Origin of the sequence: Acholeplasma oculi (assembly GCF_900166985.1) — a bacterium.
Lineage (GTDB): Bacteria > Bacillota_I > Bacilli_A > Acholeplasmatales > Acholeplasmataceae > Acholeplasma > Acholeplasma oculi.
The window spans coordinates 56,084-69,497 of sequence record NZ_FUZK01000001.1 but is presented as its reverse complement, the minus strand read 5'-3'; the positions used below and the strand labels follow the sequence as shown (position 1 = coordinate 69,497).

The window sequence follows — 13,414 nt, the reverse complement described above, 5'->3', positions numbered from 1 at the left end:
TTTCCCTTATACCTTTCTTAAGATGACTGAAGTTCCCATTCCGCCACCAATACATAGACTTGCAAGTCCAATTTTTTGATCTTTATTTCTTAACATTTCATGCATCAGTGTTACCATAATTCTATTACCTGATGCTCCTACTGGGTGACCTAATGCTATTGCACCACCATTAGGATTTGTTTTATCAAGTATTGAGTCTTCAGTTACTTGATATTTTTCACTGACTTCTCTGACTACCCCTAAAGCTTGAGCAGCAAAGGCTTCATTCAGTTCAAAAATATCAATATCCTGAATGCGTATTCCAGCAAAAACTAATGATTTTTCAATCGCAGGAACAGGTCCTAATCCCATGACGCTTGGATCAACACCTGCCTGTCCAACTCCAATCACTTCAAACAAAGGAGTCAGATGATGTTTCTTAATTGCATCTTCACTTGCAATGACAATAAATGATGCTCCATCATTAATACCTGATGAAGATGCTGCAGTTACTGTTCCATCTTTTTTAAATGCAGGTTTTAATGCTGCTATCTTTTCTAATGTTGTAGTGTGGTTAATGTATTCATCTTCAGAAAATACGATTTCGCCTTTACGATCTTTGATGACGATAGGAATAATTTCTTCTTTAAATTTACCTTGTTTTAATGCTTCTCTTGCTTTAAGTTGAGAGTTATATGCAAATTCATCTTGCATTTGTCTTGTAAACTGATGTTTTTCAACAATGTTTTCAGCAGTGATTCCCATATGATAGTTTCCGAATGCGTCAGTAAGGCCATCTGTTAACATGTAATCAACCAAATTCATGTTGCCCATCTTAACCCCTTGTCTAATTGAACCATCCACTAAAAAAGGTGCTTGGCTCATTGATTCGACACCACCTGCAACTACAACATCCGCTATACCTGCTTGAATATTTGAAAAAGCATTTATTACGCTCTTCATACCGGATCCACATATCATATTTACACTATAAGCAGGAACTGATTCATGAATACCTGATAAAATAGAGACTTGTCTTGCTAGACCTTGTTTTTGGCCAGCTGGTAATACATTACCAATGATAACTTCATCGATTATTGAAGGATCAATTTGATGCTTAGCCAACATTTTACTTAATACTTGTGCCCCAAACTCAGCAGGACTAATTTTTGATAAGGTTCCTAAAAAAGAACCAATTGGACTTCTATTTGCAGCTACAACATATACTTTTTTCATATTGTAATCTCCTTGTTTAATTTATTATTTTTAAAATATGAATAATTATTCATATTTATTTTATCATGTAATTTTATATAAGTCAACAATAAATGAAAACGCTTTATACATTCTATTAATTATACAATTTATTAAAAAGACGCTGATGTTTACATCAACGTCTTTATGTCAAATAACTATGAATTATTTATTATTTACAGTAGAAATTGATTCAACATTTCTAATTTTACTGAATGTAACTTGAGGTGTATAAACAAATTTAGTTAATGCTAATGAATCTAAACCTAAACGTTTCCCATCAGACCAGTCAATTGTACCTGCTAATGGTAATTTGATTGGAGCAGATTCTGCTAACTCAATAAATTTATCCCATGTTAATGAATCAAAATCTTCAACTCTATCAAGTAATGCAGTGAATGTCTTAGCAGCTACATAACCAGCCATTGCATAAGCATTTGCCCATAAACTTTTAGCTGTAGTATCTCCATCAACACGGTCAGAGTCATTCATTAATTTAACAAATTGCCAGTATTCAGCAGTAAATCCAGGTAAATATGCAAGAGGGAATGCAAATCCTGCTAATGTACCATCTCCACCAACTTGTGCTTCAGTAGGTGCTGGAGCTGATGGATCAGTGATATCTACCCATGCATTTGCATAAATATCATATGGAAGTGGTTGAGCAACTTCTTCAACTACTGCTCTTGCAGGTGTAAATACTGTTGCACTATTAACATACGAACTAAGAACAGGAACTGTTGAACCTTGTTCTCTTAAAGCTGTAGCAGCTGCAGTTGCAGGTGCTTGGTTTGCTGATAATAATACAACTTTAGGGTTTTGAGCTAATGCTGTTGTAACAACAGAAGACGCATTTGCTGCTGTAAATGGTAATGAGATAATACGGCTTGATACAACACCTTGTGATGCTAATTCTTCATCAATACCAACTTTAATACTTAAACCTGCATCATCTTCAGAATAAAGCACTAAAATTTTATCGTTTGAACCTAATTTAGCATCTTTATTTTCTCCAAATAGTGATTCATGAAGTGCACGAGCTACCATCATTTTACCTTCTGTACGATAAATTGGTTGAACAGATAAAATATTTTTACCTAATCCATTTTCACCATCGAAGTATAAACTGTTAACACCTGTTACACCATAAACCATAGGAACACCAGATTCTAGTAAATAATCCATTGTTGAGTTTACTGTATTGGTTCCAAAGTGTCCAACTAATGCGAAGACTCCATCTTCTTCAACAAGTTTTCTAGTTTGTGCTAAACCTGTACCCGGCACTAGATCAAAACCATCATCATAGTGAATAAATTGAATATCTCTTCCTTCACCATTGTTTGCATTATATTCATCAAATACAACTTGCATTGCTAAGTTAAAAGGAATACCAACTGTAGCAAATCCACCTGATGTCGCTGCAGTGTTACCTACAATAATGTGTGTATCTGTAATACCTTGTGCTTTTTGAGTTGTATTACAACCCACTAGCATTAATCCTGAAATTGCAACTAATGCAACTAATAACAACTTCTTCATAATTTTTTTCTCCTTTTGTGCCTTTTTTCATGCACATTTTTATTTGGTAACTCTATTATATCATGAAAACGCTTACTGTGAACAATTATTCATATTTTTTTTAACTTTTTTTTAAGACCCTAAATATGCCTCAATTAAGTCCTTATTTTCAAGCATTTCTTGAGCTTTTCCGTGAGCTTTAATCTTTCCAACTTCCAAAACGTAAGCATAATCTGCAATTTTTAAAGTCTGCTTAGCATTTTGTTCTACAATTAATATTGTCTTACCCGCTTCTTTAATCTTTTTAACAATGTTAAATATATCTTTTATTATAAGTGGAGCAAGTCCTAAGGAAGGTTCATCTAATAATAGACAATCCGGATTTGACATTAATGCTCTACCAATTGCAAGCATTTGTTGTTCTCCACCTGATAAAGTATTTGCCTGTTGAGTTCTTCTTTCCTTAAGTATTGGAAAATATGTATACACTTCATTAAGGTTTCCCAAAATTTGACGACGACGGGTTACATTTCTTCCATCAATAATCTTTGTCTTTACTGTGTAAGCTCCTACCAATAGGTTTTCTTCTACAGTTAATCCATTTAAAATCATACGTCCCTCCGGAGATTGCATGATTCCCTTTTTTACAATTTCAAAGGTTGGTTTATTTTGAATTTCTTCACCTTTATAAATGATTTTTCCACTTTTAACCTTTGTTAATCCAGAAATAGATCGAATTGTTGATGTTTTTCCAGCACCATTTGCACCAAGGATTGCTACGATACTACCTTTTGGAATTGACATGTTAATTCCTTTAACAGCCTTAACGATTCCATAATCTATTTCAAGATCAATAATTTCAATTAGATTACTCATCGATATCCTCCCCTAAGTATGCTTTTTTAACATCTGGATGATTTTGAATATAACTTGGTATACCTAGTGCTAACTTCTTACCGAAGGATATTGCACAAATTCTGTCGCAAATTGACATTACTAACCCCATATCATGTTCAACTAAGAAAATGGTAATACCCAGTGACTGGTTAATCTCTTTAATTGTTTTCGCAAGATCTTTTGTTTCTTGATCGTTCAATCCTGCAGCAGGTTCATCTAAAATAATTAATGTAGGGTCTGTCATAAGTGTTCTTGCTAATTCTATCTTTTTTAATACTCCGTATGGTAATCCATATGGAGATCTAAATGCGTAATCCTCAATACCTAATTTTTTAAGTAGTTCATATCCTTTGGTTCTTAATACAGATTCCTCTTGTAACATTCGTTTTGAATGTAGCATATGCTCTAAATAATCACTTAACAATAATGAATGACCAGCAACCAATAAATTATCAAGGACTGTTAGCTCCCAAATCAATTCAACATTTTGAAATGATCGAGCGATACCTTCTTGTATCATTTCATGTACTTTCCTATCCGCTAGGTTTGTAATTTGGTTTTCTTTATTTCTAAAGTACATATAACCACCTGTTGAACGATAAAACTGAGTAATACAGTTAAATACTGTAGTCTTACCTGCACCATTTGGTCCGATTAATCCGAATATTTCACCTTTTTTAACTTCAAATGATAAATCATTTACAGCTTTTACACCACCAAAATACATTTTCAAATCCTTAACTACGAGATGCGTTTCAGGATTTTTGATAATTTCAAGTTTAGATGTTATAGCATCAAGTTCTTGTTGTAAACTGGACTTATTTTTAAATTGATGAGACTCAACTTGATTTAATAGTTTTTTCAAATGACTTTCTCTATACTTTAACCAAGCAAAATGTTTCTCATGAATAGATTCCATTTTCTTATAATACATTTGATTCAAATCATTCATCTTGTTGATTTTTTGCTGAATATTATCTTTTGTGATTTGATTTCTTTTTACTTTCATATCATTTTTTTCTACAAATTTACGTTTCTTCTCTGCATAATTACTTTCAATATGACTGAGTTTTTGCTTCATTTGAAGAATTTTATCTTCAGAATAGCTTGAATTATTATATTTATTATTAAGTTGTGATAGATATTCAGTTTTCTGATTAAGTTGATTCTTCTCAAATTCGCTTAATAAAACTTCCAAATTGTCTTTGTCTTGATTTAAAACCTTAAATCTTCTTTTTTTCCAATAAGATTTTTCATCATAAGTTTTCATCAAACGTTCAATTTTGTCTAAATTATGATGTTTACCATTCAAACGACCTTTAATAATTTCAGTATCTTCATCTTGGTATCGATTTAGACGTTCTAGTTTTTGATTTTTCTTTAGCTCTTGGTCGATATCAATTTGTTGTATCAATCTTTTATAGTATTCAAGTTTAAGTAGATTCTTTCTAATCTTCTTACTTATTAAGTTCTTTTTTAAGTTTTCTATCATTGAAATGTTATTCATCTTTTCCATATCGATATTGCTCAACTTTCAATTTTAATTTCTTAATACCTTTTTTAATGTCACCAAACAATTGAATGAGACCACCAGGATAGAACATAACAACCAATATAATCAAAATACCATTTAATATGATCGAGTAGCTACCTAAATTTAAGCGTTGGAATACTGCTAAATCCAGTCCAAATATCATAAAGGTTCCAAGAATAATTCCCCAGATGGATTTAGTTCCACCGATAACTACCGCAGCTAAAACATTAAGTGCGAAGTTTAGTCCAATACCATTGATATTACCGTTTCTTAAGTAAAGCATACTTAATACACCTGCAATTGTTCCGTAGATACCAGATATAACAAATGAGAATAAACGATATTTGATTAAAGAAATTCCCATAGTTTGTGCAGCTGTTTCACTATTCTTAATAGAAAGTAAGGCACGACCTGTAGGTGATTGAATCAAATTATAGATGATAATCATTGCAAATACCATGAATATGGCGGTGAAGATAATTGCATCATTGGATTGAAGTCGATAACCAAATATTTCAAGTGGTCTAACTGGACCATTTGTTAAAAATCCTCCAGTAGTTCCAGATGCATATTCTGGAATATTTCTAATAACCTCAACAATAATTTGAGATAATCCCATCGTTACAATCGCGAGATACATACCTGAAATTCTTAATGAAACGAAACCAAATATAATTGAAACAATTATGGATACAGCAACAACAATAAGGATTGCTATTAATATAGGCTGAGTCATATATCTATATACATAATGTAACCCAAATGATCCAATCGCAACAAACGCACCAGTACCTAATGATGCTAATCCTCCATATCCTAACAAAAGCGCAAAACCTAAACCTGCAATAGAGTAATAAGAGGTAGTTATAAGTGCTGTATGAATATCAGGTGGAAATAGGTCTGAGAATAAATTGAGTAAGACTAATACAAACCCAACCATAACAAATCCAAAAATTGGCTTTTTAATAGTTTTTAAAATGTACTCATTATATAATCTTTTCATGGTTATACCTTCTTCACTATACGTTTACCAAATATACCATTTGGTTTAATTAATACAACTAACATAATGATTAAGTAAAGTATCGTATTTCCCCATTGAGCAAGACCATAATTTACAAGTAACATCGGAATAGCAGATTGACCTATATTTAATATAAAAGCACCAATTAAAGGACCATAGAAAGTTTGAAATCCTCCTAAGATAGATGCATAGAATGCATTAATTTGAATATCAGTCATCGCACTAATGCTTAAGGATGAGATTGCAGCTGTATATGTGATTGCAGAGAGTGCACCAAGTGCACCTGCAATACCCCAGCTTAATGCATTAATCTTATTGGTGTTAACACCCATCAATCCAGCTATACGTTCATTACTTGCAACACTTCGTACACCAAGACCCCATTTTGTATATTTTAATACAATAAATATTGTTAGAATAATTATTCCTGAAATAATCAAAGTAATAATTCGGTGAAGTGGGATACCTAAACCTAATAGTTGGATTGTTTCATCAGTAAATTTAAAACTAGCACGTGTAATTGTCTCTCCGAAAATAACAGGTATTAAACCAGATAATCCAATAACCAATCCCATGGTAATAATTTGTTTTGTTGCTGCATTTGTAAATTTAGATTTTCTAAAAATGACTGCATCAATTAAATAACCAAATATGAATGATACAAGCATACCTCCTAAAATTGGTAAGATTAATGACAATGGATTATTTATATTTACAGATGGTAAACCTGTAAAGTCACTGACTCCCTTTTGATCGATAATATAACTTGTAGTATATGCACCTAAAATACCTAGCATACCTTGAGCAAAATTTGTTGTTGAACTTGTTTTAAAAATCAGAACAATACCAAATGTTGCAAGAGATAAAAATGAAAATGATATTAAAGCATTTAAGATGATATTAAATATTGCCTGCATAATTGCTTTCCTTTCTTGATAGCGTTTTCAGTTGATGACTTTTTTTATGAGTTCCAGGAACTCATCAGTTTTTTAATCATTCATTATTGAAATATGAATATTTATTCACTTATATATTATCATGCGGATGTGTATATTGTCAATCCTTCTTTGATGAATATATATTCATAAACCACATACCACCTGAAAATATTAACTTGTAATTTTGTGTCTTTTACTATAAAATATAAAAAGGAGATGAACATATATGACAACTACATCGATTCGATTACCTAAAACTGCGACAGGATATAAGTCTTTTGCACGTATTATTGAAGTTTCTAAGAAATTATTTGCTGAGAAAGGCTTTTTAGCTACATCCACCAATCAAATTATCGAGGAAGCTCACGTTGCTATAGGTACATTTTATATTTATTTTGATGATAAACGTGCAGTTTATGATTATTTACTTCAAGATTATTCTAAGCAAATAAGAAAATTGATTCAATCCTCTATTAAAGATTTACCTACTCGTTATGAAAAAGAACGAGTAGGGTTAAAGACATTTATCAAATTCTCTTTAAATGATCGATTAAGTTACCGTATTATCTGGGAGTCTATGTTTGTTGAAAGAAAACTATTTGTCGATTATTATTCAAGTTTTGCTGTTGGATATCAAAAACAATTAACCCAAGCTCTAAGTAATGATGAATTAAATCCTAATGTAAACTTAGAAACATTAAGTTTTGTACTCATGGGTATTGCAAACTTCGTTGGTTTACAAATTATATTTAAAGAAAACGTTACGGAAGAAGAAATTGATCAAGTTGTTGACCAAGTCATGTACATCTTAAGCCACGGTATATTTAAATCCTAGAAAAATAAAAGGTTAAACTCTTTAAAGATAGGCATTATCATTAGAGTTTAACCTTTTTTATTTAGATTAATTATGTTTTTGTAAACGAATAACGTCTCTTGCAATCATCACTTCTTCATTTGTTGGGATAACCCATACTTTAACAAGTGAGTCTTTTCTTGAAATTTCTTTATCTCCACGTGAGTTATTTAATTCAGCATCAATCTTAATGCCTAATACTTCAACACGTTTGCATACTGCTTCACGAACTTCTTTAGCATTTTCACCAATTCCTGCTGTAAATACTAAAGCATCAAGTCCGCCTAATAATACGTAATAACTTGCAATATAGTCTGCAATTCTTTTTGCTTGGATATCAATAGCAAGTTGAGCACGTTCATTACCTGCTTCTGCTGCTTGAACGATATCTCTTGAATCATGAGAAATACCTGAAATACCTAAATATCCACTGGATTTGTTTAATTCATTTAAGGTTTTTTCGAGTGAATAACCTTCTTTTTGTTGCATAAGTTGGAATATCGCTGGATCAACATTTCCACTTCTTGTTCCCATTGGGAAACCTTCAAGTGGTGTAAGACCCATGGATGTGTCAATACTCTTACCATTTAACACTGCAGTTAAGGATGCACCATTTCCAATGTGTGCAACAATAATTTTAGTGTTTTCTTTATTTAATCTTTGATGTGCAAGTTGTGATACATATTGATGTGAAGTTCCATGGAAACCATATTTTCTGACGCCATGTTTTTCATACCATTCATATGGAACACCATATAAGAAATTTTCTTTTGGCATCGTTTGATGGAATGTTGTATCAAATACTGCAACTTGAATTACATTAGGTAATGCTTTTCTAAATGCATTAATACCAATAATGTTTGCTGGATTATGTAGTGGTGCTAAATCATTTAATGATGCAATTTTGATGACAACATCATCATCGATTACAACAGAATCCTTAAATAATTCGCCTCCTTGAACTACACGATGTCCAACACCGTCAATTTCATCTAACGATTGAATAACTTTGTTTTGCAATAAACCCTTAATAACTAAATCTACTGCAACAGAATGATCTAGAACAACTAAATCCTTAAGAACTTGTTTGTTTCCATTAAATTTTAAGGTAAATTCAGCATTCTTATTACCAATTCTTTCTACTAATCCTGATGAAATTTCAATTTCCTCTGGCATTTGTAGCAATTGGAATTTAAGGCTTGAACTACCTGCATTAACTGATAAAATTTTCATATAAACTACCTTCCTATTCTTTTTGATTGTAACCTAATGTGAGTAAATATTCAAGATAATTATGAACAATGTGATAATTTAGTCGAATATTTTACAATAAATGATTATATATTGCTATAAATTGAAGAATTGTGCCTAATGCAACAAAGATGTGCCAAATAAAGTGAAAATAAAGTTTATTTGATTGAACATAGAAAATAACTCCTATAGAGTAACTAAGTCCACCAAGTAATATGAGCCACATTGCAAAAGCATTATACAAATATAAATCCACTATAAAATAAATTGCACTCCACCCAATAAGTAAGAAGATTGCAACATGCATCATTTGGAAACGGTATACCCAAATGGATTTAAATACCATACCTGTAATGATTAATATCCATTGCATAATGAATAAAAATAATCCAATTGAAATCATTCCTTCTATTCCAAGAAGTGGAGCTCCTAAACTTGGTAAAAGTAAGAGTGCTGGTGCAAACGTACCACCAATGAGCATATAGATGGATAGATGATCAAATCTTTTAAATACACCTTTACTTTTTGTAAATGCTAACGCATGATACATCATAGAACTAAAATAAAGTAAAATCATTGATACTCCAAATATGATGGATGCTAACAATTCCACTCCATTTGAAGATTTTAAAATCATTAAAATTAAACCAATTATCCCAAAAATCGCCATCAAACCATGTGAGACGCTGTTAGCAACCTCTTCTCCAACCGTTTGAATACGCTTCACTTTTCTTTCTTTTATCTTCATAAGTTTTTTAGATAATCCTTTCCCTTTAAAGTTTCAGGTTCAAATTCAATTAAACCTTCATAATCACGTTGACGTAAGACTTCAAAAACTGTAATTGCTACAGCATTTGAAAGATTTAAACTTCTTATCTTGTCATTCGTAGGTATTCTAAATGTTCTTTCAATATTGTTTTTTAAAACTAAACGATCAATACCGTGTGATTCAGACCCAAATACCAAGAAAATATCTTCTTTGATATCTTTATAATTAGGTTCAGAATGTTTATGTGTTCCATATCTTGTTAAAAAGAAGTATACCCCTTTATGCGTTTCCATGAATACATCTAAACTCTTATGAATATTAAAATTTAGATGGTCATAATAGTCTACAGCACTTCTTCTTAGTTTCTGATCATCAATTTTAAAACCAAGTGGTTCAATTAAATGAAGCATCGCACCACAACCCACTGCTGTTCTCATAATATTTCCCGTGTTTTGTGGAATTTCTGGTTGACATAATACGATATGTATCATGGAAAGACTTCTCCTTCTTCGCCTAAATTAACCTTTACACTCAGTTGAATATTTTTTCTTAAGTGATGTGCGTGGAAGAGTGAGATGATATTAGAAATGTTCATTGCTGTCCAAACAACACTATATCCCATTTGAGGGAATATGAAGAATAAAATGAAGAGTGTAGGAATTCTTAATGCCCAGAGACGAACGGATTGAGCTTTAAGTCCTAAATTGGATTGACCACTACCATTAAATATTGCCATATAATTTTGGAATATAGCCATAAATGGTTGAGTGAGCAATAACCATAATGTATATTCTATTGATATTTCTATAAGTTGAGGATTACCTTCCCCAACTAAGAGTTTAACAAACGGTTCTCTAAATAGTATTGCAATACTAATTGCAACAACTGTTAATAAAAATGTGAGTGTTCCAGACTCTTTATAAACTCTTAATGCGCGTTCAGGTTGCCTATTTCCAATGTTGGTACCAATAAATACCGCTCCAATTGTAGTAATCGCATAGATTGGATTCATCAATAGTTGACTTAGTTTATTACCTGTGGAAAAACTCGCTGATACTACATCACCATATTGGTAGAGTACAAATGAGTTGATGATTAAGAATCCAAAGAATGTAACCGAGTGTGATACTGTTGCTGGATATGCAAACGGAAATATTTCTTTAACACTTGATTTTTTAAGGACTAAATCTTTAAAACTTAATGAAATATACTTTTTATTAGTAAATAAGTCAATAATCATAATTGGTACGACAATTAAGTTACCAATGACAGTTGCCCATGCAGAACCTGCAACTCCCATTTTTAGAATATCTACAAAATACCAAGTGAGCAATATATTTAATAAAATACCCGAAATATTAAATACAGTAGGTAAGATAGTTGATCCTTGCGATTGTCTAATTGCTTGATAGACTAAGAAAAATATCACACCTACTAATTCTAAACTTCTTATATTAAAATATTCATATGCAAATGTATAGGTTTCACCTTGTGCTCCAAGTAAAGAAACTATGAACCACGAAAATCCAAGAATAAGTCCTGTAAGTAATAATCCAATAATAACTGAAATAACCATAAATTGACCTGCAAAATGCTTTGCTTTATCGGGTCTATTTGCCCCTAAAAACTGAGAGATAATTGCCATTGCTGCAATGGATAATCCAACTCCTAATGCAAGTATTAAATTATTAAAGGACTCATGGATATTTAAAGCTGCCATTGCGGAATCAATAGTTTCTGTTGAAACTCCTTCAATTCTTGCAACAAAATAAATATCAACCATTCCATTAAATGATTTAATTAAGTTATTGATGAGTATTGGTAATGATAAAAGGAGCATATATAACCATATATGCTTCCCCTTTAAAATTCGCTTAGTATTTTTAGACATTTCCTTTTGCATGATACATGTTGTCACTTTCTAGTTTTTATGTTTTGTAATGAGTTCTTGTCGAATATCCCATAAATCTTGAGATAAATCCACATAATATTCATGAGGATTTTTTAGACGAATAACTTCCTTCCAAAGGGATTCAAATAATTGTTCTTTTCGTTTTCTAATCTCTGATAATTTAGGTATATTATAAACTAATTTACCCTTTTCAAAAATAGGAACTAACTTTTTTTCAACTCTAAAATTTTCAACGACTTTTTGTTTCCATGGATGCATAGGATCAAAGAGAGTATAAGGTTTTGTAGAATCGATTACTTCATCATGTAAAGTAATCAAGTCTGCAATAGCCATATTATTTTCATCATAAAAACGGTAAAGTTGTTTAAATCCAGGAATTGTTGTTTTAGCAACATTATCTGATATTTTTATTTTAGGGATAAGTTTACCATCTTCTTCAAGTGCACTTAATTTAAATACACCTCCAAAAACAGCTTCACTTCTTGCGGTAATTAATCGTTCACCAACACCGAATGAATCAATCATTGCATCTTGATGAACCACTAAATCTCTAATAATAAATTCATCTAATGCATTAGATACTGTAATCTTTGTATCAGTTAAACCAGCTTCATCTAATAATGTTCGAACTTTTTTAGAAAGATATGCTAAGTCACCTGAATCAATTCGAATGCCTTTAAGTGATTTACCCATAGGTTTGAGTATCTCATTATGAACTCTTATGGCATTTGGTATGCCTTGATGGAGTGTATCATACGTATCCACCAATAATAAAGTATTATCTGGATAATTGAGTGCATAACTCTTAAATGCTTCAAACTCTGATTCAAAACTTTGTACATAAGAGTGTGCCATTGTACCCAATGCAGGGATATTAAAGAGACGTCCAGCAAGTGTATTGGATGTTCCAGTAACACCTCCAATATAAGCACTTCTAGCACCTAAATTAGCAGCATCAAATGAGTGTGCTCTTCTAGCACCAAACTCAAACACTGGTCTGCCCTTAGCTTCTCTTACGATTCTTGATGTTTTAGTAGCAATTAATGATTGATGATTGATAGATAATAAAACCATCGTCTCGATTAATTGACATTCAATAATCGGTCCTTTGATGATAAATAACGGCTCATTAGGGAAAATCGGAGTTCCCTCTTCTATAGCATAAACATCTGATGTAAATTTAAAATTTTCTAAATACTTTAGAAAACCTTCATCAAAAATGTTTCTTGATTTTAAATAATTGATATCCTCATCATCAAATCGAAGATTTTCAATATAGTCGATAATGGATTCTAGTCCAGCAAATATTGCATATCCGCCATCATCTGGTATACTTCTAAAGAAAACATCAAATACAGCAATATCTTGATGTCTACCGTCTTTAAAGTATCCATTAGCCATTGTCAATTCATAAAAATCCATTAATAAACTTAAATTTCTTTTCATTTTATTCACCTAATTTTATTGTATCACTTATTTTTTTAT

The 13,414-nt window shown here is 31.5% G+C and carries 12 protein-coding genes; 1 reads left to right on the top strand and 11 read right to left on the bottom strand.

The window, feature by feature from the left end:
* Positions 1–6 precede the first annotated feature (6 nt).
* The 6 genes from B5X49_RS00365 to B5X49_RS00340 all read right to left on the bottom strand — a co-directional run bounded on the left by B5X49_RS00365 (position 7) and on the right by B5X49_RS00340 (position 7,123).
* Positions 7–1,215 (bottom strand): acetyl-CoA C-acetyltransferase, encoded by a 1,209-nt coding sequence (locus tag B5X49_RS00365; protein WP_045749235.1) that lies wholly within the window; start codon positions 1,213–1,215, stop codon positions 7–9.
* A gap of 183 nt (positions 1,216–1,398) precedes the next feature.
* Positions 1,399–2,772, bottom strand: a complete 1,374-nt coding sequence (locus tag B5X49_RS00360) for an ABC transporter substrate-binding protein (RefSeq protein ID WP_045749234.1) — start codon at positions 2,770–2,772, stop codon at positions 1,399–1,401.
* 111 nt (positions 2,773–2,883) lie between these two features.
* Positions 2,884–3,627, bottom strand: coding sequence for an ABC transporter ATP-binding protein (locus B5X49_RS00355; protein ID WP_045749233.1), 744 nt, complete (start codon positions 3,625–3,627; stop codon positions 2,884–2,886).
* Complete coding sequence (locus B5X49_RS00350) at positions 3,620–5,164, bottom strand: ABC transporter ATP-binding protein (protein ID WP_245943169.1); 1,545 nt, start codon at positions 5,162–5,164, stop codon at positions 3,620–3,622. The genes B5X49_RS00355 and B5X49_RS00350 overlap by 8 nt, the downstream gene beginning before the upstream one ends.
* Positions 5,148–6,185 (bottom strand): branched-chain amino acid ABC transporter permease, encoded by a 1,038-nt coding sequence (locus tag B5X49_RS00345; RefSeq protein WP_045749232.1) that lies wholly within the window; start codon positions 6,183–6,185, stop codon positions 5,148–5,150. The genes B5X49_RS00350 and B5X49_RS00345 overlap by 17 nt, the downstream gene beginning before the upstream one ends.
* Before the next feature lie 2 nt (positions 6,186–6,187).
* The gene (locus B5X49_RS00340) at positions 6,188–7,123 is read right to left on the bottom strand and encodes a branched-chain amino acid ABC transporter permease (protein WP_045749231.1); all 936 of its coding nucleotides are present in this window, start codon (positions 7,121–7,123) and stop codon (positions 6,188–6,190) included.
* A 247-nt stretch (positions 7,124–7,370) separates the two neighbouring features.
* Here B5X49_RS00340 and B5X49_RS00335 point away from each other — a divergent pair, with 247 nt between their 5' ends.
* Positions 7,371–7,979, top strand: coding sequence for a TetR/AcrR family transcriptional regulator (locus B5X49_RS00335; protein WP_045749230.1), 609 nt, complete (start codon positions 7,371–7,373; stop codon positions 7,977–7,979).
* A gap of 66 nt (positions 7,980–8,045) precedes the next feature.
* Here B5X49_RS00335 and B5X49_RS00330 read toward each other — a convergent pair whose 3' ends face one another.
* The 5 genes from B5X49_RS00330 to B5X49_RS00310 all read right to left on the bottom strand — a co-directional run bounded on the left by B5X49_RS00330 (position 8,046) and on the right by B5X49_RS00310 (position 13,375).
* Complete coding sequence (locus B5X49_RS00330; protein WP_045749229.1) at positions 8,046–9,230, bottom strand: acetate kinase; 1,185 nt, start codon at positions 9,228–9,230, stop codon at positions 8,046–8,048.
* 91 nt (positions 9,231–9,321) lie between these two features.
* The gene (trhA, locus tag B5X49_RS00325) at positions 9,322–9,996 is read right to left on the bottom strand and encodes a PAQR family membrane homeostasis protein TrhA (RefSeq protein ID WP_045749228.1); all 675 of its coding nucleotides are present in this window, start codon (positions 9,994–9,996) and stop codon (positions 9,322–9,324) included.
* A complete protein-coding gene (locus B5X49_RS00320; RefSeq protein ID WP_045749227.1) occupies positions 9,993–10,508 on the bottom strand; it encodes a tRNA (cytidine(34)-2'-O)-methyltransferase in 516 nt (171 codons plus the stop codon). The genes trhA and B5X49_RS00320 overlap by 4 nt, the downstream gene beginning before the upstream one ends.
* A complete protein-coding gene (locus B5X49_RS00315; protein WP_045749226.1) occupies positions 10,505–11,857 on the bottom strand; it encodes an MATE family efflux transporter in 1,353 nt (450 codons plus the stop codon). Before B5X49_RS00315 ends, B5X49_RS00320 begins: the two co-directional genes overlap by 4 nt.
* Positions 11,858–11,938: 81 nt before the next feature.
* Positions 11,939–13,375 (bottom strand): nicotinate phosphoribosyltransferase, encoded by a 1,437-nt coding sequence (locus B5X49_RS00310; protein WP_045749225.1) that lies wholly within the window; start codon positions 13,373–13,375, stop codon positions 11,939–11,941.
* Positions 13,376–13,414 lie beyond the last annotated feature (39 nt).

What these genes read in the sequence shown, in the direction of transcription:
- B5X49_RS00365 (WP_045749235.1), bottom strand. Translation starts at nt 1,215, where the DNA reads ATGAAAAAAGTATATGTTGTAGCTGCAAATAGAAGTCCAATTGGTTCT.
- B5X49_RS00360 (WP_045749234.1), bottom strand. Translation starts at nt 2,772, where the DNA reads ATGAAGAAGTTGTTATTAGTTGCATTAGTTGCAATTTCAGGATTAATG.
- B5X49_RS00355 (WP_045749233.1), bottom strand. Translation starts at nt 3,627, where the DNA reads ATGAGTAATCTAATTGAAATTATTGATCTTGAAATAGATTATGGAATC.
- B5X49_RS00350 (WP_245943169.1), bottom strand. Translation starts at nt 5,164, where the DNA reads ATGGAAAAGATGAATAACATTTCAATGATAGAAAACTTAAAAAAGAAC.
- B5X49_RS00345 (WP_045749232.1), bottom strand. Translation starts at nt 6,185, where the DNA reads ATGAAAAGATTATATAATGAGTACATTTTAAAAACTATTAAAAAGCCA.
- B5X49_RS00340 (WP_045749231.1), bottom strand. Translation starts at nt 7,123, where the DNA reads ATGCAGGCAATATTTAATATCATCTTAAATGCTTTAATATCATTTTCA.
- B5X49_RS00335 (WP_045749230.1), top strand. Translation starts at nt 7,371, where the DNA reads ATGACAACTACATCGATTCGATTACCTAAAACTGCGACAGGATATAAG.
- B5X49_RS00330 (WP_045749229.1), bottom strand. Translation starts at nt 9,230, where the DNA reads ATGAAAATTTTATCAGTTAATGCAGGTAGTTCAAGCCTTAAATTCCAA.
- trhA (WP_045749228.1), bottom strand. Translation starts at nt 9,996, where the DNA reads ATGAAGATAAAAGAAAGAAAAGTGAAGCGTATTCAAACGGTTGGAGAA.
- B5X49_RS00320 (WP_045749227.1), bottom strand. Translation starts at nt 10,508, where the DNA reads ATGATACATATCGTATTATGTCAACCAGAAATTCCACAAAACACGGGA.
- B5X49_RS00315 (WP_045749226.1), bottom strand. Translation starts at nt 11,857, where the DNA reads ATGCTCCTTTTATCATTACCAATACTCATCAATAACTTAATTAAATCA.
- B5X49_RS00310 (WP_045749225.1), bottom strand. Translation starts at nt 13,375, where the DNA reads ATGAAAAGAAATTTAAGTTTATTAATGGATTTTTATGAATTGACAATG.